Source organism: Priestia sp. AB (genome assembly GCF_028369225.1).
GTDB classification, from domain to species: Bacteria; Bacillota; Bacilli; order Bacillales; family Bacillaceae_H; genus Priestia; species Priestia megaterium.
Window position 1 is genome coordinate 552,575 of sequence record NZ_JAQMYN010000003.1, and the last position, 21,937, is coordinate 574,511.

Annotated in this window: 18 protein-coding genes and 1 pseudogene; 5 read left to right on the forward strand and 14 right to left on the reverse strand. The window is 36.8% G+C overall.

Annotated elements, in window-relative coordinates:
• Positions 1-322: 322 nt before the first annotated feature.
• Positions 323-880: a YdhK family protein gene (locus POF52_RS12495; protein ID WP_271992980.1), complete on the reverse strand. Its 558-nt coding sequence runs from the start codon at positions 878-880 to the stop codon at positions 323-325.
• Between the two features lie 227 nt (positions 881-1,107).
• Here POF52_RS12495 and POF52_RS12500 point away from each other — a divergent pair, with 227 nt between their 5' ends.
• A complete protein-coding gene (locus POF52_RS12500) occupies positions 1,108-1,536 on the forward strand; it encodes a hypothetical protein (RefSeq protein ID WP_271992983.1) in 429 nt (142 codons plus the stop codon).
• A gap of 138 nt (positions 1,537-1,674) precedes the next feature.
• Here POF52_RS12500 and POF52_RS12505 read toward each other — a convergent pair whose 3' ends face one another.
• The 11 genes from POF52_RS12505 to POF52_RS12555 all read right to left on the reverse strand — a co-directional run bounded on the left by POF52_RS12505 (position 1,675) and on the right by POF52_RS12555 (position 14,023).
• Positions 1,675-4,092 carry a heavy metal translocating P-type ATPase gene (locus POF52_RS12505; protein ID WP_074896038.1) on the reverse strand — a complete coding sequence of 806 codons (2,418 nt, stop codon included), beginning with the start codon at positions 4,090-4,092 and terminating at the stop codon, positions 1,675-1,677.
• An 85-nt stretch (positions 4,093-4,177) separates the two neighbouring features.
• Positions 4,178-4,384 (reverse strand): copper chaperone CopZ, encoded by a 207-nt coding sequence (gene copZ / locus POF52_RS12510; RefSeq protein WP_013082796.1) that lies wholly within the window; start codon positions 4,382-4,384, stop codon positions 4,178-4,180.
• 14 nt (positions 4,385-4,398) lie between these two features.
• The gene (locus POF52_RS12515) at positions 4,399-4,731 is read right to left on the reverse strand and encodes a metal-sensitive transcriptional regulator (protein WP_013056612.1); all 333 of its coding nucleotides are present in this window, start codon (positions 4,729-4,731) and stop codon (positions 4,399-4,401) included.
• A gap of 113 nt (positions 4,732-4,844) precedes the next feature.
• Positions 4,845-5,525 (reverse strand): response regulator transcription factor, encoded by a 681-nt coding sequence (locus POF52_RS12520; protein WP_016763786.1) that lies wholly within the window; start codon positions 5,523-5,525, stop codon positions 4,845-4,847.
• A 1-nt stretch (position 5,526) separates the two neighbouring features.
• The gene (locus POF52_RS12525; protein ID WP_176584855.1) at positions 5,527-6,903 is read right to left on the reverse strand and encodes a sensor histidine kinase; all 1,377 of its coding nucleotides are present in this window, start codon (positions 6,901-6,903) and stop codon (positions 5,527-5,529) included.
• A 380-nt stretch (positions 6,904-7,283) separates the two neighbouring features.
• Positions 7,284-7,703: a universal stress protein gene (locus POF52_RS12530; protein ID WP_271992991.1), complete on the reverse strand. Its 420-nt coding sequence runs from the start codon at positions 7,701-7,703 to the stop codon at positions 7,284-7,286.
• A 226-nt stretch (positions 7,704-7,929) separates the two neighbouring features.
• Entirely contained in the window at positions 7,930-8,127 is a 198-nt protein-coding gene (locus tag POF52_RS12535) for an IDEAL domain-containing protein (RefSeq protein WP_013082792.1), read from the reverse strand.
• Between the two features lie 387 nt (positions 8,128-8,514).
• Positions 8,515-10,011, reverse strand: coding sequence for a CoA transferase (locus tag POF52_RS12540; RefSeq protein WP_271992992.1), 1,497 nt, complete (start codon positions 10,009-10,011; stop codon positions 8,515-8,517).
• A gap of 243 nt (positions 10,012-10,254) precedes the next feature.
• Positions 10,255-10,500, reverse strand: coding sequence for a DUF2164 domain-containing protein (locus tag POF52_RS12545; RefSeq protein ID WP_271992994.1), 246 nt, complete (start codon positions 10,498-10,500; stop codon positions 10,255-10,257).
• A 118-nt stretch (positions 10,501-10,618) separates the two neighbouring features.
• Positions 10,619-11,983, reverse strand: coding sequence for a glycoside-pentoside-hexuronide (GPH):cation symporter (locus POF52_RS12550; protein ID WP_271992996.1), 1,365 nt, complete (start codon positions 11,981-11,983; stop codon positions 10,619-10,621).
• An 84-nt stretch (positions 11,984-12,067) separates the two neighbouring features.
• Positions 12,068-14,023 (reverse strand): beta-galactosidase, encoded by a 1,956-nt coding sequence (locus tag POF52_RS12555; RefSeq protein ID WP_271992998.1) that lies wholly within the window; start codon positions 14,021-14,023, stop codon positions 12,068-12,070.
• A gap of 1,048 nt (positions 14,024-15,071) precedes the next feature.
• Here POF52_RS12555 and POF52_RS12560 point away from each other — a divergent pair.
• Positions 15,072-15,266, forward strand: coding sequence for a twin-arginine translocase TatA/TatE family subunit (locus POF52_RS12560; RefSeq protein WP_013082787.1), 195 nt, complete (start codon positions 15,072-15,074; stop codon positions 15,264-15,266).
• 109 nt (positions 15,267-15,375) lie between these two features.
• The gene (locus POF52_RS12565) at positions 15,376-16,467 is read left to right on the forward strand and encodes an AI-2E family transporter (RefSeq protein ID WP_016763781.1); all 1,092 of its coding nucleotides are present in this window, start codon (positions 15,376-15,378) and stop codon (positions 16,465-16,467) included.
• Positions 16,468-16,762: 295 nt separating this feature from the next.
• Here POF52_RS12565 and POF52_RS12570 read toward each other — a convergent pair whose 3' ends face one another.
• Positions 16,763-17,113, reverse strand: a complete 351-nt coding sequence (locus tag POF52_RS12570; protein WP_271993001.1) for a VOC family protein — start codon at positions 17,111-17,113, stop codon at positions 16,763-16,765.
• A 376-nt stretch (positions 17,114-17,489) separates the two neighbouring features.
• Between POF52_RS12570 and POF52_RS12575 the strand changes: the two genes are divergently transcribed.
• Both POF52_RS12575 and POF52_RS12580 read left to right on the forward strand, forming a co-directional pair.
• A complete protein-coding gene (locus POF52_RS12575; protein WP_013082784.1) occupies positions 17,490-18,920 on the forward strand; it encodes a hypothetical protein in 1,431 nt (476 codons plus the stop codon).
• Positions 18,921-19,817: 897 nt separating this feature from the next.
• Positions 19,818-20,957 carry a hypothetical protein gene (locus tag POF52_RS12580; protein WP_271993003.1) on the forward strand — a complete coding sequence of 380 codons (1,140 nt, stop codon included), beginning with the start codon at positions 19,818-19,820 and terminating at the stop codon, positions 20,955-20,957.
• A gap of 607 nt (positions 20,958-21,564) precedes the next feature.
• On the opposite strand, the pseudogene POF52_RS31160 reads toward POF52_RS12580, so the two are convergent.
• A pseudogene (locus POF52_RS31160) lies at positions 21,565-21,927 on the reverse strand (DUF3231 family protein); the annotation flags it as partial.
• Between the last annotated feature and the right edge of the window lie 10 nt (positions 21,928-21,937).

A 21,937-nucleotide genomic window follows, 5' to 3' on the forward strand; every position in this document is an offset into this window, starting at 1 on the left:
ATCAGTAGTTTGTTCGTTTTATTACCGTAGCATTCTACTTAATACCACAACTTCTTTTGAAAGAAACATACGTTTTCTTCATCCATCATGCAAGAAATCCCTCATGATAAAACATAAAACAAGAAGTAAACAAAAAGAGATTGAGTCATAAATAAATCAATCCAAACTACAGCTAGAAGCCACCACCTACATGAAACCTACGTTCACCATAACAATGAAAAGATCCGAACGAGTTGGATTCTCAATCAAGAATCTCGATTCATCGTTCGGATCTTTTTTCACCTAAAATACTTTTGTACCAGCCTCTTTTTTCGCTAACAGTCTACTTGGCTGAAAGTTCACTTTCGGTTACCCACTTGTGATTTTTTACTTTCTCTCCGCCTGTAGTCGGTGCGTAGTCTACCATGTATACCGTTGTTTTTTCGGCTGAATCAATCGTTGCTTTTGCCCCTTTCATACCTTTCATATGATCTGCTTCAAGCGTTACTTCGCTACCTGGCTTTAACTGCTCGTTACCCGCACCTTTTATTTCTTCTTGAATAACCCACTTATGATTTTTTACTTTTTCCCCGCCAGTCTTTGGCGTATACGAAACGGTATAGGCCGTAGTGTCGTAAGCACCAACAATCGTTGCTTCAGCCCCGTTCATGCCTTTCATATGATCTGCTTTTATAACGGCTTTATCTCCAACTTTATATGTTGGATTCTCTGCTTTTTTTAATCCTTTTGGAACCTCTCCTGAACTAGAGTGATTCATCTCTGAGTGATCGTGCATGGATTCGTTTTTGTCAGCTGAAGGCTTTTCATGACTAGAATCGTTTCCGCATCCGCTTAGTCCAATAATGACAGATGCCCCAAGAATAAATAGCTGTTTTTTCATAACAGTCCCTCTTTTCCACATAATAAACTTTAAAATAAAAATCATTTAATCATTAGAACCAACTTATCTTTGCCTACTCTTCTTCTTTTCTTTATTGTAGCCAGAATTTGTGCAGATTTTGTGAAGATGAAGGTAATTGGGCCCGAATAATTCCTGTGCCTAAAAAAGCCCTCGTATGAATCACTTACCACAAGGAAAAAATATAAAAATAAAAGGAGGAAAGAAACATGCTAAAAATACGCTTTGCTCTGTCCTCACTGTTACTTGCGTTTAGCTTGGTGATGGGAGCCCCTTTTGCTTCCGCACACTCCACTCTCTCATCTAGCGTACAAAAAATAGAAGTAACGTCCATTAAAATGAAAACGCTCAAAACATTTATCGATGAACAAGATATGAATGCATTCACTAACAGTATAAAAAAAGCGCAGCATATGAAACTTCTCTTAGATGAAGAATCTGCTGGGAGCATCGATTGCAAAATGACCATTACCTATGGAGATGGTTCTATCCGTCATTATTTCATTTGGATTATGGATGATGGACGTGATATGTTAATTGCTCAGCAAAAACACCCAGAAGACCTTCATCTTAAAGGGTATGAATTGAATCAAAAAAATTCCTTGCACCTAACAAAGCTGCTAAAGAATATTCTTTAGCAGCTTTGCTTTTAGATCACTTTCACCGAGAATGACTCGATGACTCTAATATTTTTTAGTTTATATTGCCCAGATAGCATATACTGCTATGACTGCGAGCACGTACAAAATAGCTGAGACGATCCACTTTTTCATATCTTATAGCCTCACTCTCTGCAAGCGCAGTGCATTTAATACAACCGATACAGAACTAAAGGCCATCGCGGCTCCAGCGACCCAAGGGGCTAACAGCCCAACTGCTGCAATTGGAATACCAAGCGTGTTGTAGCCCATTGCCCAGAATAAATTTTGCTTAATATTAGAAATCGTTTTTCTACTCATTTCAATCGCATCTGCAATGCTCATCAAGTCTCCTCGCATCAGCGTAATATCAGCGGCTTCCATCGCTACATCCGTTCCTGTTCCGATGGCCATTCCAATATCAGCTAACGCAAGTGCAGGAGCATCATTAATACCGTCTCCTACCATTGCGACTTTTTTACCTTGCTGCTGAAGCTTTTTCACTTCTTCTGCTTTGCCTTCTGGCAACACTTCTGCTATAACGTGCTCAATACCCGCTTGCATCGCAATAGCCTGAGCTGTTTGACGATTATCACCTGTAATCATCATCACTTCTAAGCCCATTTCTTTTAACCTGGAAACTGCTTCTTTAGAAGTCGCTTTAATGGTATCTGCAACAGCAAGCATGCCGGCATATTTTCCGTCAAGAGCAACGAGCATAGCCGTTTTTCCTTCTCGTTCTAAATTTGTCATTTCTTCTAAGGCTGTATCAATATTTACTTTATGTTGGTTCATAAGCTTTCTTGTTCCCACTAACAGCTCTCGTTCTTGTACAGTTGCTTTTACTCCATACCCTGGAATAGCTTCAAAAGATAACGGATCTTGAATCTCTATACCTTTATTTTTTATACCCGCTACGAGTGCTTGAGCGAGAGGATGCTCCGACAAACGCTCAGCCGATGCAACTAACTGTAATAGCTCATTTTCTTCGTAGCCTTGTGCAATACGTACATCGGTTAACTCGGGGGTTCCATTTGTAACAGTTCCCGTTTTATCTAAAAGAATCGTATCGATTTTATGCGTTGCTTCTAAATGCTCTCCGCCTTTAAACAAAATACCAAATTCTGCTGCGCGGCCCGACCCCGCCATAATGGAAGTTGGAGTAGCTAAGCCTAACGCGCATGGACATGCAATCACTAGTACGGCGATAAGCTTCTCTAAAGCCGGTGCAAATTCGCCAGGCGCAATCCAAATATACCAAACAAAGAAAGTAAGAAGTGCAATTCCGACTACAATTGGCACGAATATACCTGAGATATAATCAGCTAATCGCTGAATAGGCGCTTTAGAACCCTGCGCTTCTTCTACTACTTTAATAATTTGCGCAAGCGCCGTCTCCCTGCCAACGTTTGTAGCTTTTATTTTTAGAAAACCATTTTTATTAAGTGTGGCTCCAATTACTTTATCTCCAATGTTTTTATCTACCGGTACGCTTTCACCTGTCAGCATGGACTCATCTAAGGCCGATTGCCCTTCAATAATCTCTCCGTCTACAGGCACTTTTTCACCAGGCTTAATAAAAATAACTTCGCCTTTTTGGACTTCTTCCACTGGAATTTCAACTTCCGCTCCGTCTCTTATGACAACGGCCGTTTTAGCCTGTAAGCCCATCATCTTTTTAATTGCCTCTGAAGAACGGCCTTTGGCGTTTGCTTCAAATAATTTCCCTAAAAGAATCAGCGTAATCAATATAGCGCTCGTTTCATAGTAAAGCTGATTCGTATGAGCAGATGACCCAAGTGATTTAAGAGAAAAGTATAGACTGTAAAAATAAGCTGCGCTTGTGCCTAGTGCTACTAAAACATCCATGTTGGCACTTTTGTTACGCAGAGCTTTAAATGCGCCTACATAAAATTGCTTCCCTACCACGAATTGAACAGGCGTAGCTAAAGCGAGCTGAACCCATGGATTCATCAGCATATGAGGTAAAGGAATAAACGACGTAAACGTAAAATGGCTAACCATTGCCCATAATAACGGTACGCTTAAAATAAATGCAAACCAGAACTTTCCTTTTTGTTTACTCAGTTCTTTTTCTCTGTAGCTTTGCTCTTCTTCTTTTTCTTCCGACTTTAGCTTTGCTCCGTATCCAAGCTTTTCAACTCGCTGCGTTATATCTTGCGGAGCTATTTGAGAAGGACTGTATTCAACAGAAGCCGTTTCTAAAGCAAGGTTAACACTTGCCCTTGTCACGCCTTCTAATTTGTTTAACCCTTTTTCAATACGAGTCGAACAAGCGGCGCACGTCATGCCCGTAATAGCAAATTCGACTTTTTCACTTACAACTCCGTACCCAAGCTTTTCGATTTTTTCTTCAAAGGCCTGTGGACTTGTTTTAGACGGATCAAATATGATAGTAGATCTTTCCAAAGCCAAATTTACGTTTGCTTCTTTTACACCTTCTATTTTTTTTAATCCTTTTTCAATTCGGTTAGAACACGCTGCACATGTCATACCCGTAATTTGCAAGGTGGCTTCTTTTTGTTTGTCACTCATCACGTTTCGCCTCCTGTTATATACCTATTAGGGGTATATATTTTTCCTAAATCAAGCGTGCGAAGTCATTCGCACGCGATGCTGTTTATGCTACGTCATAACCTTGGTCATCAATAGCTTCTTTAATATCTTCGACCGTTACTTGACTTGGATCAAATGCAACTGTTACTTTTGCATCTTCTAAGCTTACTTCTACGCTTTTAACGCCATTAAGTTCGCCTACGCCGCCTTCAACAGCTTTGACGCAATGACCGCAAGACATTCCTTGTACCGATAATGTTACGTTTTCCATTTCTAGCATCTCCTTTATTTCATTAATCGTTTAATGGTTGTTAATAATTCATCTACTACTTCTTCATCACCATCTTGCACACGTTCTACAATGCAATGCTTCAAGTGACCTTCAAGCAAAATTTTACTTACACTATTTAAAGCAGACTGCGCAGCTGCGATTTGAGTAATCACGTCGTCACAATACGTATCTTTTTCGATTAATCCTTTAATTCCTCGAATTTGTCCTTCAATTCGATTTAATCGGCTTGTTAGATTTTTTTTCACTTCTGGAGAATGGTGACTTTTTCTTTCACTATTTATCGTACAACATTTTTCTTCACTGTTCATGTGATTCGCTTCGACCATCTAACATCCTCCCTTCATGACTTCATCATACTATACCCCCCTACCCTATGTAAAGGGAAAAGGTCGCTTACTTTATCTTTTCACCAATTTCGATAGCTATGCTCATATCATTTTCAACTAACATCAACCCACTTATAGCCTATTCCCCATACAGTTTGCAGGTATTCGTCTACAGGAAAACCCGCTTTTCTAAGCTTATCCCGAACATTTCGCACATGGGAGTCAATAGTACGATCTCCAATCTCAGCCTCATATCCCCACACTAACACAAGCAAGTCGTCCCGGCTGAACACACGATTTAAATGCTGAAGAAGTAATCCCACTAATTCAAACTCTTTAGGGGTCACTTGAATGTACTGATTTTTATATTGTAATACGTGGTCTTCCTTGCTCCATACTAAGCCTTTATAGGTGATTTCATTCTTTTCTTTTAAGGAACGTCTAAGAACCGCGCTGATGCGTGCAACCAATTCTTCTTCGCTAAACGGTTTAGTAATATAGTCGTCTGCCCCTATATTTAATCCTTTTACTACATCTAACGTTTGGCTGCGGGCTGTGAGCATAATGACCGGTAGATCAGACATTTTTCTTACTTTTTGACAAATCTCCCACCCATCTTCGCTTGGCATCATAATATCTAATAACATCAAATCTGCTTTGTTACCTTCATAAAGATAGCGCAGCGCTTCTGTGCCCCTTTCAAATTTTATACATGTAAATCCGTTTGGCAGCAGATAAAGTTCTAGTAAATCCAGCATTCTTGCTTCATCATCTACTAATAAAATAGTGGCCATCCTATCCATCCTCTCTTAATGCAATCTCTACGGTCGTTCCTTTTCCCCTCTCGCTTATGATTGTTATCTCTCCTCCATGAGCTTCTACAATCTCCTTTACAATTGATAAGCCTAATCCGTATCCTCCGCTTTTTCTCGAGCGAGATTTTTCCACTCGATATAGCTTGTCAAATACGTAAGGCAGATCTTGTTCTGGAATGCCTATTCCTTGATCTTTAAGAGTTATTGTCAATGATTCAGCTGATTTTTTTACAATCAAATCAATTTTAGTCTCTTCTTTTGAATATTTCATTGCGTTATCAAGTAAATTGATAATCACTTGCTGAAATCTTTCAGGATCTAGTAAAATGTAAAGACCTTGAGAGCAGCTTATGTCCAGCTCCATCTCTTTTTCTTTTAAAGCTAAATGAAAATGCGCGCATATGGTGTGCAAATACGTAGCCAGTTCTACTTTTTGTTTTTGAATAAAAAACGTATGCTGATCCAGCTGCGCCAGCTGAAACAAATCTTTGACTAACTGTGAAATTCTTTCCGCTTCTTCTTCCACAATAGCAAGATATTTATCACGTTCTTGCGGTGTATTAGAAGGCCTTCTCGCAACGTCTGCGTATCCCTTTAAATACATCAAAGGAGTTTGAAGTTCATGTGAAATGCTGCTTAAAAATTCATTTCTCTCTTTTCGTAACCGCTGCAGCTCATTTGCTAGCGACTGAATGGACATTCCTAATTGTCCAAGTTCATCTCTTGAATGAGCACCAAGCTTTACAGACAAATCCCCTTGACTCAGCTTCTCTGTTGCTTTTTTCATCTTGATTAAAGGAGCGGTTATAAATTTAGACAGAGCAAAAATAGTCACAATCGAAAATAAAACGGAAACAGCTCCCGCTACGTAAAAATGATGCTGTAGTCTCGCAATCATTTCGTGAATATCATTTGTGTTTTTGAACATATAAACCGTTCCGAACTGCTGACGGCCTTTTTTAATAGGTGATGCTGTGGCGATATAAGGTTTTCTTTTCCAGTCGCCTTGCATAATTTCACCTTTGTATGTAAGAGACTTTCCTTTCCATTTCTCTACTGCTTTTCTTGCACCTTGAATTAAAGGCCGAGACGAACTGATAATTTTTCCTGTTTTATCTGTTATGACAACATCAGTTTCTGCTTCAGATTCCATCAGTGCAACATGGTTGAGCGTAGCCGAATCATGATGCTTCTCTAATACTTCCCGGTGACTGTTTCCTCTTAAACGCAAACTTTCTAATTCCTCCGAAATTCGTGTGTTGGCAAGACCGCTATATAAGTAAAAAAAGAGAGCCGCTTCAATTAGTAAAATGAACATTAAAAATAAGAGTCCGAGCTTAATAGAAATTCGATTCATTTATTCACATCCTTTGCTTTTATTATAGAAGTAATAGTTGAAGAAACTGTGCAGAATAAAGCATATATGATTGAATAACTATTATTCTCTGACAGTTTACCACAGGTATCTGACAGCTTAGCGTATAAAGTACGTTTATCATACCGTAAATTTCGAGCTCACTAAGTACGCAGCACTACATAATCCAAACGCAAAAAAAGTGGAGACATAACGAAATCCCTCCAATCCACAGCTAGAAGCACCTATATACAGGAAACCTACGTTCACCATATCAATAAAATCAACAAAAAATCCGAACGATGAAGTGAGGTTCTCCATCAAGAATCTCACTTCATCGTTCGGATTTCCTTTAACTAAAATACTTTTGTCCCAGTCTCTTTTTATTTAACAATGATAACAGGACATTCTGCGGATTGAGCAACTTCGTGACTTACACTTCCTAAAAATGTCTCTTTAACAAAGCCCTTTCCCCGGCTTCCTATTATAATGACGTCTTGTTGATTGTCACTTGCGTATTCGATAATTTTCTTTGAAGCTGTGCCTTCTAAACCGTATGCCTCATATGGAATACCTGATTGAGTTAAATGATTGTGAGCTTCAGATAAAATATCGCGGTTTTCTTCTTCTATCAGTGCGTCTAAGTCAACACTAAAAACAGGCTGCTGCAAGTGAATTCTTTCCTTAATATGTACAATTGTCAGCTTATTAGCATTTACGCTTTTAGCTAGTTTACTTGCATGTTGAAGAGCACGAATAGAAGGTGCGGAGCCATCAAAGGCGACTAAAATTTTGTTATACATATAAAGAACCCTCTCTCTTTTTGTTCTTTCGTGATGTATTACTATCTAGATGCTGTAGATGATAAAGCAAAAAATAATAAAGTAAGAGACTTCTTGATTTTTGCTTTATCATCCATACTATACTTTTACCGCTTTCAGAAAAAACAAAACATTTATCCGTTTTTTTCCATATAAAAAGCCTTTGCTCACTAGAAGCAAAGGCTGATTGTTTATGTTAGTAGGTTATTTAACAAACTTCTTTTAACTCTTCAGTTAAACGTAAAAAAGTTTCTTTATCTCTTTTTTCTAACGACTGATCAATTTGCAGTAAAAGCTGTGCTTTTTTAAAGTCACGAAGAGATTTGTTTAGCACTAGTTGAGCTGCTGTCGCGTCTGATACTTTTACTTCTTCTCGTGTCATTTTGCGGGACGTATAGTTTTCCATTACAAGTCAACTCCTCATCCTTTTCGCTATTATATAAGAAATCATATAATTATTCAAATATTTTTTCTTATTTTTCATTTTAAATTTGACCCCCAAAAACCGAGATTAAGACATAACGAAATCAATTCAATCTAAAGACAAACAAATTGGATACATGAGCTGAACCGCTTGTGACACCGCCGTTGATTTCCGTGCAAGGCTTCGCTTTCCGCGGGAGTCTTCGCCTTGCCCTCCAATCAACCGCTAGAAACACCTACCCACATAAACGAAACCTACGTTCATCACAATAACAAAAAAACCCGAACGAGTTGGATCCTTTATCAAGAATCTCGATTCATCGTTCGGATTTTCTTTCCACTAAAATACTTTTGTCTCAGCCTCTTGTTATCACAACCACTCTAGGCGTGAAGAACCTCGAGGAACGAGAACCGTCTTATATTCCCCTGGAGTTTCCGGCATTTCGATTTGTTCTGTAAGCCCTTGGTACAATCCTAAAGGTGTTTGGGCTGTAAAGAGATCCGGTGCAATGTACTCATGCTTCTCTGACGAACCAGCTGTTTGATGAGCGTATGTTTTGTCATAGATGCCCATTGATAAAATCCATAAAGATACGCGATCTAATGATACACGCACGCGGTAGCTGCCTCCTTCTTTTGCTCTTCTTTCTAGTGCCATTAAAGCACCGACTTCAAGCAGCCAAGAAACTGCATAATCGTTTACCACTACAATAGGAGGCAGCTTAGGATTTTCTGGCGACCCTTCTAATGCCATGACTCCCGTTACACTTCCCGCCGTTTGGTCAAATCCATTTCTTTTCGCCCAATCTCCTTGCGTTCCGTGCAGGTTAACGGTACAGTGGATGATTCCTGGTTTTAGTTCGGCACACTCTTCAGCTGTTAAACCGTATCTCTCTAGAAATCCGTATCGACGGTTCGCAAAAAAGATATCGGCTCCTTGTAGCATTTCAACCATTTTTTCTTTTCCTTCTTTTTCACCGATATCTAGCGTTGAAGAGCGCATTCCGACATTAGACGTAGCGTAAATCGTATCATGCTCCCAATCCGTTGGCTTCCAAATATTTAAGACGTCGGCACCGTGTAAGGCGAGAGCTCGACCAAATCCTGCTCCTGCAATAACATGACCAAGACCTAATGCTCGAATACCGTCTAGCGGCGTTTTAGGATTCTTTGAAAAAGGAATCGGCTCACTTTCTCCAATCTTTTCAATTTCAATTAAAGGAAGCTGCGCTACTTCTTCATACACGGACTCATTCATAAACTCTTCAATTGTCCGCACAACAGGCATGATAACTCCTCGCTCCGCTGCAGCTTTTTCTAATTCTTCTGCATTCCATCCGTGAATTGCTTTTGCCACTGCATCAGGGTCTTCTATACAATTTAACAGCTTTAGCGTTTCATGCTTAGAGCGTGGATATGGATTCAACGGCATTACCCATTTGTCATCTTTTGTTTGATAAAAGCGAAAGCCTAATGGGTTATATGGATCATTTGCTTTACTTGGTGCGTACCCATTAAGCTTTTCCCATTTTTTATCGTAAAAAGGTGATAATCTTCGTATAGCTTTTCGTAAATCCATATGAATATCTTGACCTTTTCCTCCGCGTATTCTCCAAATTTTTGAGACAGCTACTGATTTAGCAACTAGTGCAATAGCTGCTGCTGAGGCAAGGCGCAGCGTACTAGGAACAATCGGATCTTCTCCGTAAAATATAATGTTTCCTCCGCTGTCTTTTGCTGATAAGCCGACTCCTTGAAGCACATTTTCCAGCTCTTGATAGATATCAAAATCACTATTATCTGTTAAACGATTTTCATTTGCTTTCACAATAGATTTTGTTAACTGATCTTTCCTAATGTTGCTCACGTATAGTCCCTTCTTCCCTAACATAATTTCTTCATTATGTCCCCGTTTTCTGAAGTTATGCCCGCGTCGAATTAAATTAAAACATTCTAAACATAACCTTTACGTCAACGTTAACATTATCTTAAAATGAATGTATCATATATTACTTATGCAAACAAATAATTTGTTTCATAGACAAACGAAAGCGCTCTATGTTACTGTACATAAAGCGCTTTTATCCTTCTTCATATTTTCTTTTTTGACCTACTTGTCGATTGGCTTTTTTAATGCATGCAGATTTTCTTCTGCTGAAAGCATGACTTGGTTCATAATATCTTCTGCATCTTTAATTGCTTGGTTATAAAAATGAGGACCAATATGTTCTTTAATAAACTCTAATACATTTTCCGCAGCAAATTCACTGATTTCTTCATCTCGTTCGTTATAAAAAAACGTTTGAATTTCATTCAGCATTTTATCTTTATCTTCTTTTGAAAAATTAATAAACATAACTAAAACTCCTCTTTACATTGATATCTGTCTACCTGACATCATAGCAAGAGGAGCTGAGAAAATGCAGTCTTTTTTTCTCGTTGTTTTTGTGTACAATGCTTATGCTAATTTTTAATTAGCTAGACACCTTCATAGCCGGTTTTTCTTTTATGCGGCCTGAGCGCTTTTTCATATCTTGTAAAATTTCTAGATATCTCTTTTCCGTTAATTCATATTTTGCCAGTGGGACAAGTGATAACAAACAAAGAATACCTGGAATGATCGTAAAGATTAAAGCAATCCAAATGAGCGTGCTGTGTGACTGAATTTGATTTGGCACGTACCCTACTGCTGAAAGGATGTACCCTCCTACTGCTCCACCCAGTGCTGAAGCAACCTTTGTTTTAAAAATATTCGTAGAAAACACCATTCCTTCCGCTCGGTTCCCCGTTTTCCACTCGCCGTATTCTACACAGTCAGCAAGCATAGATGTTTGAGCAATGTTGCTAACTCCACCGCCGAAAGAAGCTAAAAAGCTTAAAATCATTACCGGCATAACGTGAAAACCGGTTACAAACATTGTAAGAGTGGCTACGGCATTTAGCGCAATTCCCCCTATTGCTGCGCGTTTCTTTCCAAATTTATTTGAAATGAAAGGAGACGCAATCGCTCCTACAATTTGTGCTGTAAAAAATAAGGTTAAATAAAGAGACGCGATATTCTCTGCATTTAAATTGTATTTAAAATAGTAAATAGAAAACGTAGTTCGAATCGTTAAAATCGTTTCAACTAAAAGCATCGAGAAAATTAGATAGCGCAGCGGTTTATTTTGAATAAATAAGTTCCAAACTGCTTTTGGCGTCTGCTTTTCTTGTCTTTTTACGGTATAGTTTTCTTTTACTCCTGAAAATGTAATAATCATGGTAATCATTAAGATACACGCATAAATAAGACTAAGCATAAACCAGTTTCCAAAATAATGAGCTAGTGGAAGAGTTAATAAACTAGCAAATAAAGACCCTACTGCTGCAATAGTTCTAGGAAACGCCACTACTTTATTTCGTTCTTTTACATCTTGTGTAATCGTTGCTGAAAGCGACCAATAGGGAATATCCATAATAGCAAAGCTTGTTCCCCATGCGATATAGGTGATATAAGCGTAAATTAATTTTCCTGTATGAGAAAGATCAGGACTGATAAAACACGCGACTGTAGCAACAGCTGCAAAAAATCCGCCTATTAAAAGATAAGGCCTAAACTTGCCAAATCTCGTTTCTGTATTATCAACTAGCATTCCAATAATAATGTCTGCAATTCCATCCCATATTCTCGCAATAAGAAATAAAGTTCCTACGGCTGCAGCATTTAGTCCTACGCTATCCGTATAAAAAATCATTAAATATGTACTTGTTAATGCATAAATAATATTGTTTCCAAAACTCCCCATTCCGTATGATAATACGGTTTTTAGAGAAACTTTTGACTGTACCCCCATGCTCATATAACTTAACTCCCTTCTCCTATAAAACGCTTTCATATCATTGGTGACTAGAATCTCATTGCTTTTTGAGATTCTAGTCTTCTATTACGGCTGTATATTTTCCACAACTCGACTTTCGTAAGGCTGCAGAACAATATCTTTAAATACTTTTACTTCGGGCGTATGGTTCATGAGAAAGTAATAACTCTTCTCTCCAAGCTTGCGAGGATATACTTCAATTCCCTCTTCACTTTCCGTATGCTCAATATGCTGCTGTTTTACAATATCAAGCGCAATTTTTTCAAAAGTCTGCTCTTCAATTCCACAGCCTACATAATAAACCGTCCCGCGACCAAACTGATTTTTTGTTACAGCCGCTTGATTATAAAATGGATCGTCATACTCATACAGCACTTCAGCTGTTACAGGTGTGATAATGTCTCTCCACACGGACACACTTGCTTGTTCTCCTTCATACGGTCCTACCCCTTTAATAGCTGCTTTCTGAGTAGAAGACAGTGCTTCCACTTCATGAATTTCAATCCCTGTTATTTCTTTTACATATCCGGGCAGCGTCTGTTTAAAGTGAATATTATTTTGTTTGTCTTTAATGCCGGTTCTAAACGTAAAAACGATGACGCCTCCGTTTTCAGTAAATTCAGTAAATCTTTTACCTAGTTCTTCATCAATGATTTGCAAAGCCGGAACAACCAGTACTTTATAGCTTGAAAAATCTCTTGGAGCAGGAATAACATCAATAGGTGTATTCAACTTATAAAACGGTGTATATCCTCTAAGAAGCTCCTGCGTAAAGTCAAATCCTTCACTTTGCTGCTGAAAGCGCCATGACCATATATTTTCATAGTCATACAAAACGGCAACATCGGATTTAATACCAGACTCAAGTACATGTTCATAATGAACGATTTCACTAAATAACGACTGAACTTCTTTGTAGCGTCTTCCATAATGATTATCGTGACCTACAATTCCGTAGCAGTATTGCTCAGCTCCTCTTGTCATTCCGCGCCAGCGAAAATACAGCATATTCGTGCATCCATGAGCAAAAGCTTGATAAGACCACATTTTTGCCTGATTAGGTCGCGGTAGATAACCGATGATATCATGACCTTGGGCACCCATTAATTCCTCTACAATCCAGAAGTTTTTATGTAACAAGCCTCTATTAAAATCATGTCCTAGTCCAATATGAGCCGGGGTAATCGGTTCTGTTTGACCGCCCCATACCGGATAATTGTCATAAGATACAAAGTCCATTACTTCTAGGTTTTCTTCATGATCGAACCATTTATCAAAAAAGCCTCCTGATACGTTCGTTGTCAACAGCTGATGATCACCTTTATATTTCTTAACAATTGCTGTTTGTTCGTGAGCATATCTGTTTAATGAAAAAGAGCGAAAGCGGGCCCAGTCTAGCTTTAACGAAGGGCTGTGTGTCGTAATTGTTTTTACAGGCATAGGCACTTCGGTAAAGTCGTTATACGTTTGTCCCCAGAAAATAGTGCCATACTTCTCATTTAGCTCATTAATATCTTCATATTTTCTTTCCAAAAACTGCTGAAACTCTTTATGGCATTGTTCGCAGTAACACATATCACTGCCTTCATGGCCAAATTCATTGTCAACCTGCCATGCTACAATTGCTTCTTCTGAGCAGTAGTGCTTTACGAGTTGTTCTGTAATCTGAGCGCTATACTTTCGGTAAAGGGGCGAATTAAAACAATATTGACGTCTTCCTCCAAAGGCTCTGACCGCCCCGTTTTCATCTTTTGATAAAATAGAAGGATGCTGCTTCGCAAGCCAAGCCGGAAAAGTGGCAGTAGGCGTACCAAACATAACATCAATATTCTGTTTTTTAAGCTTATTGATAACGCTATCAAAAAAGGAGAAGTCATATTCACCTTCTTTAGGCTCCATTAGGTGCCAAGCAAACTCTCCTATTCTCACCATGTTTGATCCTAGCTCTTTAATACCTTGGATATCTTCTTCTATCATATTCTCTGGCCAATGTTCAGGGTAATAATCGACACCGATATACATTTTTCTCTACTCCTATCTATTTCTTTATTTCATTAAATGAACGATTTGCTGCTAACTGTTAAGGTCTACTCGGAAACAGTGATCAAAAGCAAAAAAATCACATTTATTTTCTTCATAAATAAATCTCTATTCAACTTTCAAGATACATACTTTCTAATTTTTTAAAACGCTTACAAGTTTATTTTATGAACTTTATTCAAAATATTCAATGGTAAAAATTTAGAGAAAAACATCCTTTTTTTGCTCTTTATTAAAATAAAGAATAAAAAGCTTACAAAGACAAATGTTTTTATAATTATTTTATATATCTTCCCTCACACTTCCCATATCCACATTTAGGTAATAAATTGCTTATAAAACAATCAGCAAAAGTAATTTCTCTCCTACATGTTATCTATCAATTAGTCAGAGTCATTTGACTTATCTATAAAATAGTAAAAATTACAGAGCAGGTTTTTACCATTATTAACACATTAAATCTACGTTCACCATCACAACAAAAAAAGACCGCACAATTAATCAATAATCTCGATTAATTATGCGGATACTTCTGAGGCTAAGATACTCTTGTTCCGCCTTTTACTTGCAGCTGATTATAAACACACCCTTTACCGGTTTGTGTTCATGCAGCTTCCATTTATACAAAGCTCTTCAAACACAGGATCCTTTACATTTTCCATCAATAATGATGTTGCAACATGCTGGAAATTAGAATGACGAATCGTTAGGTTTGTGACGGGAGAACGTTCATAGGCTCGAATCCATAAGCCGTATTTGCCTCCGTTGCTTTGCAAATTCTTATGAAGACTTTTTTACATAGAACTTATACAGGGGTAATAAGGCGAACGGCTGTCTTTAATGCTATAATTAATTTCGTATGCGAAATATCACTGTTAGCATTTAAATCATACATAGCCGCTGCACCTTATTTTCGTATCATTTAAAATAAAGGAATTTTAAAGAGAAAAGTGAATAGTATAAACATGCACTTTATTTACTATCTCTTTTTAATTTTCATATATTCATTGCTTTTAAAGGAGAGGATATCATGCCAGGAGCAACAAGCATGGTCGTAATCGGGATTACTGCCTTAATTGTATTTGGACCGAGTAAATTGCCGGACATAGGACGAGCATTTGGACATTCCCTGCGAGAATTTAAAAATGCAGCGGAAGGAATTATACAGGATGACGACAAAAAAACTCCAGAGGATACCACTGAAGATAAAGAGGAAAAATCCTAATTTTTATGTAAATAAAAGTTATACAGACTAAAAAGCCCACTTTTCACGTGCAGTGGGTTTCTTTTTTGATGTATGATAGTAAAAAATAGTAAAGAAAGAGGGTAACTTTTTGTTTAAATCGAAACTGCATTTTTGGACATTAGAACTATTAATGATTGCTTTACTGATTTACATTTGTAAACATATTTCGTTTGTTTTTCTACCAATCGGTGTGTTTATCTCCACTTTGTTTTTTCCTATTCTCGTAGCTGGTTTTCTTTTCTTTTTATTCGAACCAATTGTGTCATTTCTCACAAGAAAAAAAGTGCCAAAAACACTGGCCATTTTACTATTATACGTTGTTTTTATCGGCGTAATTGCTTCTATTGTGGGCGGTGTGGGACCTACTTTATCTAAGCAATTAACTGATTTGGCTAAAAATATTCCGTCTTACATTGTAGAAACGAGAGAGTACATAAATGATTTATCTAACTCAAGATGGTTTAACTGGCTCGTTGAACAAAAATATGTGTCGCTCGATCATATTGAAGAGTCACTTTTAAACTACGCGTCTACTTTACCTACGAATCTCACAAACAGTATTTCATCTGTTTTAAGCGTCGTAACGAATATTACACTTACGGTTGTAACCGTTCCTTTCATTCTTTTTTATATGCTTAAAGACAGCCATAAACTTCGTAAAAATACGCTGCGTATGGTTCCTGCTTCTTACCGAAAAGAAACGTTGCGTACAATGAAAGAAACAACAAATACGCTAGCTACTTATATTCAAGGCCAAATGCTCGTTTGTTTATTTGTCGGTATTAGTACATTCATTGGTTACCTCATCATAGGGTTACCCTATGCATTGATACTCGCACTAATAGGAGCACTTACTAATATTATCCCGTACGTCGGCCCTTTCATTGGCGTAGCACCTGCTTTAATCGTAGGTTTATTATACTCTCCTACAAAAGCGATATTAGTAATTATCGTCGTCGTAATCGTTCAACAGCTAGATGGGAACATTATTTCTCCGCTGGTAATTGGAAAGAAATTAAATACTCATCCTTTAACGATTATTATTTTATTGCTTGTTGCGGGTAATATTGCAGGAATACTCGGAATGATCTTAGCGATTCCGGCTTATGCTGTAACAAAAACAATTGTGATAAATATTGTAAGAATGATTCAATTCAGAAACAAATCTGTCAAATTGTAAAATGCCGAGGCTATCCAATAGAAGCTGGTAAAAAAGCATCTTAGTTGAAGTTAAATCCGAACTATTAATCTGATTAATGGTTCGGATTTTTTGTTGTCATATTGAACATAGGGTTCGTGCAGCTGCTTCTAGCTGTTGATTGGAAGGCAAGGTGAAGACTTCTGCGTGAAAAGCGGAAGTCTTACACGAAACTCAACAGCGGTGTCACAAGCGGTTCAGCTCCTTTATCTCATTTGTTCGTCTTTAGATTGGGGTAATTTCGTTATGTCCTAATGTCTTTTATCTTCCCATGGGTTCAGCACTGACACACCATCAGGTGATTTCCATCCGGATCTTTAAATGTAAACCAATGATTGTATTGAATTCCTGTCGTTAGCTCTACTTTTTTCTGCTTCATATATTTATAAGCTTCTTTGATATCGTTTGTATTCAAATGAAAAGCTGGCGTTTTAAAAAGCGTATTTTTTGAATAAGTTTTGCTATCTAATACAATTCCTGTTCCATTCATAGGTATCACATATAAATGATCATATAAAATGTCTCCATCTGCTATCAAACCTAGTATGTCACAATACCAATCTCGTGCTTTTTTTATGTCCTTTACAGGAATAAAAACCGTGCCTACTTCATTTAATATAGGGTTCATTTATGGCCTCCGGTATGGGTTTAGTAGTTTTACAACGTATTCTCTTTTAATCACTGATATCCTTTTATTTTGAGATACTTTCTATCAGTCCATTAAACTCGGTAGCAAAATTAGCGGTCTTGTATACACGGTTATCCTCCATACATAAGCTACACGGCAAATATATATGCTTCATGACCAAATGTAGATTACTAAAAAAGAAAATGAGAAAATCTCCCCCTTCCTCTGCTTTGCACGTGTATAATGAAAAATAGACTATAGATAGTAGCCTTTTTTTGGTTGTAGCATCGAACTTTCGTGCATTACAATAGATTTAAAGCTACTATCCAGCTAAGGATTAAAATGACTAACTTAAGGTTAAGGAGGTTAGATGTGTATGGATTATTCATCTTTACTCATACGCGAAGTCATTGATAGAGTATCTAAATTACGCCTCTTATCTGTTTATAATGAAAGTATAAAAGGTGATTTAGAAAGCACCATCCTCCCTCTTTATCAGCAGCACTTTGAAAATAAAGATGTAAACGAAGCGTTGAGGATTTTAAAAAAAGACTTTCTCAATCGTACGAAACGCAGATGGTTAGATGCTGCTATACGCGACTATGAGCAAAAAAAGCCTAAGAAGAATAAAGAGCTGATTGGCGAATACAAAGCGCTAACAGCTTATTATAAAACGAATGGAAAAGAACTCTTTTGCAAACAGTTTGAAAACGTATCATCTCCGGAAGAAGTCATTGATAAACGAATTGGTATCCTACGTGAATGGAGTCAAGAAGATAGCTTCTTCTTAACGGATTATCCTTATATTCATCAAAAAACCAAGACCCAGCGAGAAAAAGCAATCCATACGGATATATCTATTATTATTGGGCTTACTATACTGGACCCAAGCTTCCAAAACGGAAATCATAGTATTATTGAGAGCCCTTTTTCAACTGTAGAGAATCCTTTTTTCTCTAACTCAAGAGCAAAGCTTCTCGTCGAGCAACCCCTATTAGAGAAAGAAGGAAAAGAATATTTCTTAAGTACTTATAACTCTGAAGACGGGACAGATTACGAATTGTTAATAGAAAAAGAATACGCTGAAGAAAATGGAAATAAAATTAGTGATTTAGATCGGTTTGATTATAAAGTGTTTTTAGAGATCATGAGCCAACGCGACGAATTGTTCGCTACACAAAAAATTATTAACGTAAAAATTGGTGACCTTGTGAAAGCACTTTATAAAACAGACAGTAAGCGCAACTATCAGATGATAGAAGAAAGAATTACAAAAATGAAGCACTATAGCATGACAAAAGTACAGCATAATAAGAAAATTGCCTACGGTATTTTTGACTTTGTGGATATTACTACGATGCCCAACGGAACGCGAATTGCTGAAATTCACGTCAATGAAGTGATATATAGAGACTATATTCAACGCCAAACGGTGCGTATTTATAAAAATAAAGTAGAAAAATTAAGTTTAGACGCCGCTTATCATTTGCTATTCGTTATGCAAAAAGAGCGTCTCATTTGCTATGAAACAAAATCTTCATACAATGTCACAAGAGATTATTTATATTTTTCGACAAGAGTCCGCTTTCGAAAAAGACGAAAAAAAGAAAACCTGGTCGAAATTGAAACAGCCTTAGATGAGCTAGTCGAACAAAAACTAGCTGTCCAATCCTATAAAAGAGTGGGCCAAGTGTTTCAGATTACCTTTATTCCTGTGGGAGAAAGTGAAGTAAAAGACTTACTAGCTGGTGATTACGAATATGCTCCCCTTTCTATTTATCAAAACGTAACAAGTTCTATAGGCTAAAAAAGAATGCCCTTATAATCTTTATAAGGGCATTCTTTTTATCTATGTACTATTAATCACTGCATTTTTTGCTCCACATTTCCGTGCGAAAGTGTTTTTTGCTCCAATTCTCCATGTAAACATATTATTTCCCCTGCTAATATAGCTATTAAACTTCACCTTCCTTGTCATTTTGTGAACTTTTTATGTCTAAAAAAGTATTTATAATTGTTTTTTGCTCCAGATCCCCGTGCGAATGTGCCGTTTTTCTTTCTATACTGCATTTACTATAAGTTTGGCTCCAATCTTCCGTGCAAATATGCCACTTTTAGATAAATTTTCTTGTGCCAGTGACTTTCCCTCTTCGTTTCCTTCTATTTTTGCTCCACATCTCCGTGCGAAAGTGTTTTTTGCTCCAGATTTCCGTGCAAACATGCCACTTTCTCAAAAAAACACTATTTTTGATACAAATGTTTGTTTATCCCCTCTGCGAATGTGAACTTTTTGTGTCTCAAAAAGGGCATTTTTCTTTTTTTTGCCCCTATTTTCCGTGCAAATGTGTCACTTTCTTGCCTGAATCTTTATTTTAATCATTTTTGCTCCTATTCTCCGTGCAAATATGTCATTTTTACATCAAAATTTTTTTGAATTTGTCGCATTTTTTGTATTTCATCCGTCATAATACGACATTTAGCTTAAGAATGCTGTTTTATCAACGTTTATGAAATATAACGCTATTTTTGCTCCACATCTCCGTGCAAATATGTCACCTTTTAAATGAATGTCTCGTCCCTTGGTATCACTAGTCTTTTAAAAAAATGCACCATTTCCCCGTGCAAATATGTCATTTTACAGCCTATATGACTGTGTCTATACTGTAAAAGACGACGTATATAGTTTTGGAAAGGAGGTCACTACATGAGTATACAAAAGCTGTCACTAAAACGGCACACCCTTGTAGCAAATAAACTGCTGATTGTCATGAGCGGCTTAAATAGAAACACGAAACGAGACAATAGCTATTACTATGAAAAACATTCATTTGGTCTTGCGAAAAACTTTGTAGATATAAAGTGGACGGGTTCTCTGATAAAGCAAATTTTAGCTTACGTAGCCAAATGTAACAGCCAAGGTCATATTTCAATTATTTCTGAGCAAGAACTGGCTAATACAATCCAATGTTCCGTTCGGACCGTTCAAAATAATAATAAGCTTTTAGAAGACTATGACATCATTCGCTGGGATCGTTTATGGGGAGACTATATTCAAGTTTCTTTAAACAACTATTTAGAGGATTTTTTAGATTTACATATAAAAGAAGCTGCTGATGTTCAAAACATATCATATAATCCTGAAATGCTTGATGAAGATAACTATACATATACTTCAAAAGGTGGTTATACTTCTGTTTCGATGGAAGTGATTTATCAATTGCTGGCTATTAAAAATATCAACATGCTACGTCTGGCTTTACGTGCGTTGTACGTATACGAATCTGATGTAAACGTAAAGAAAGATTCAGAAGCGCTTCTATCTTACACTGAGGTAAAACACATTCTTCCAAAATACATTGGCTATAAAGCTGCTATTAAAGAAATGGCTAGTAAATTGAGTACAATTTTCCGTATCGATGTGCTAGAAAAAGATGATTGTGTCAGAACATTATTAGAAGAAAAGCAGCCAAGAAAATCAATTATTGAAAAAATCAAGGATGGTTTTATTTTAAGCTTTAATTTAACTGGTGCTCATGATAGTAAAAAACAAAAAGAAATCGAAAAAATTCGTGGAGAGCATGCATTTGCTCAGTTTAAAAATTTCTTTAAATCTTTTGGCCATTACTCAATTAAAAAAGAAGATATTCATTCCATTGTACATGAGTTTGGTTTAGATATAATCGAAAAATCATTAACGTCCGTTCAGCGTCACTTACAACAAACTTACATAGAAGAAAGTATGGATGCATTTCGCCCTCTTGTGCATGAAATGGAGTCAAACTTCTTTACGTATATCCGCAAAATTGCCAACGGGTATTATCAGGCAAAAATTAACGCTCTATAATACTCTTTTTTGTTATGCCTTTTTTTACTCATTTCTACTTTATTTCCCTCCTATTCTTTCTTTCTCTTTAACTTACTAAAATATATTTGTCTATCAACTATAATAAATCCCTTTAAGTGATAATGATTTTCGTTTTCATGAAAAAAATCAACTAAATGAATAAAAAATACAATAAATAAATGTTATTTTCCGATCGATTGCGTAAAAAATATAGCTGTTATAAAAAAAAACCGATATTTTTTCGTGAAAATTCTTGTTGTTAACTGCAGTTTTTTTGATTCTTTAATACCTCTTAAACTCAGTCAGCAGAAAGCTTTTACCCATATAAGTTTTAGCAATGTTTATAATTTCTTTAATTTCTTTTTAATGTCTTATAAATGTCTAGTAATTTCTATAAAATAATGAACAGCAAATAAATAATACTTTTTATACATGGAGACATTAAGCTCCTATACAAATTGTAATCATAAGTTGGGTTAGTTTAATGACTATCAAATATAAAGGCAGGATCAACAGCTTTTTCTCTCTTCAAATAAAAAACACACAAAATCTGACATCTATTTTGTGTGTTTTTTATTCATTAGAACTATAAAAGCAAATTATTTAATTAGCTGGAGTTTAAATGATTTCTATCTACCGCTTCCGGTGGTGTTTCCATCCAGCCGTTTTCCATCATAATATCCGCTGCATCTTTTACAAACCTCGAGATATTTGTCATTGATTTTCCATATAACAGCGCCAAATCATGTCTCCCATTGACGGCTACTGAATTTCCAAAAGCCCTCATTTTTCATTGAGAACATATCCATTTTATGGAACAGCATCAATTTATCCGAAAACGGTGAAAAAGTCGAAGTAGTAATTAAATGATCAGGAAAGGATGGCGCTGGTAAATTATCTCGATGAAGCTTTTCAATATAGCGTTCCGTGCTTTATTTGTCAGATCTTCACCTTTTACAAATAAAGCACGGAAAATAAAA

Coding starts and splice junctions, on each gene's coding strand:
- POF52_RS12495 (WP_271992980.1), bottom strand. CDS start 880: ATGAAAAAACAGCTATTTATTCTTGGGGCATCTGTCATTATTGGACTA.
- POF52_RS12500 (WP_271992983.1), top strand. CDS start 1,108: ATGCTAAAAATACGCTTTGCTCTGTCCTCACTGTTACTTGCGTTTAGC.
- POF52_RS12505 (WP_074896038.1), bottom strand. CDS start 4,092: ATGAGTGACAAACAAAAAGAAGCCACCTTGCAAATTACGGGTATGACA.
- copZ (WP_013082796.1), bottom strand. CDS start 4,384: ATGGAAAACGTAACATTATCGGTACAAGGAATGTCTTGCGGTCATTGC.
- POF52_RS12515 (WP_013056612.1), bottom strand. CDS start 4,731: ATGGTCGAAGCGAATCACATGAACAGTGAAGAAAAATGTTGTACGATA.
- POF52_RS12520 (WP_016763786.1), bottom strand. CDS start 5,525: ATGGCCACTATTTTATTAGTAGATGATGAAGCAAGAATGCTGGATTTA.
- POF52_RS12525 (WP_176584855.1), bottom strand. CDS start 6,903: ATGAATCGAATTTCTATTAAGCTCGGACTCTTATTTTTAATGTTCATT.
- POF52_RS12530 (WP_271992991.1), bottom strand. CDS start 7,703: ATGTATAACAAAATTTTAGTCGCCTTTGATGGCTCCGCACCTTCTATT.
- POF52_RS12535 (WP_013082792.1), bottom strand. CDS start 8,127: ATGGAAAACTATACGTCCCGCAAAATGACACGAGAAGAAGTAAAAGTA.
- POF52_RS12545 (WP_271992994.1), bottom strand. CDS start 10,500: ATGTTTATTAATTTTTCAAAAGAAGATAAAGATAAAATGCTGAATGAA.
- POF52_RS12550 (WP_271992996.1), bottom strand. CDS start 11,983: ATGAGCATGGGGGTACAGTCAAAAGTTTCTCTAAAAACCGTATTATCA.
- POF52_RS12555 (WP_271992998.1), bottom strand. CDS start 14,023: ATGTATATCGGTGTCGATTATTACCCTGAACATTGGCCAGAGAATATG.
- POF52_RS12560 (WP_013082787.1), top strand. CDS start 15,072: ATGCCAGGAGCAACAAGCATGGTCGTAATCGGGATTACTGCCTTAATT.
- POF52_RS12570 (WP_271993001.1), bottom strand. CDS start 17,113: ATGAACCCTATATTAAATGAAGTAGGCACGGTTTTTATTCCTGTAAAG.
- POF52_RS12575 (WP_013082784.1), top strand. CDS start 17,490: ATGGATTATTCATCTTTACTCATACGCGAAGTCATTGATAGAGTATCT.
- POF52_RS12580 (WP_271993003.1), top strand. CDS start 19,818: ATGAGTATACAAAAGCTGTCACTAAAACGGCACACCCTTGTAGCAAAT.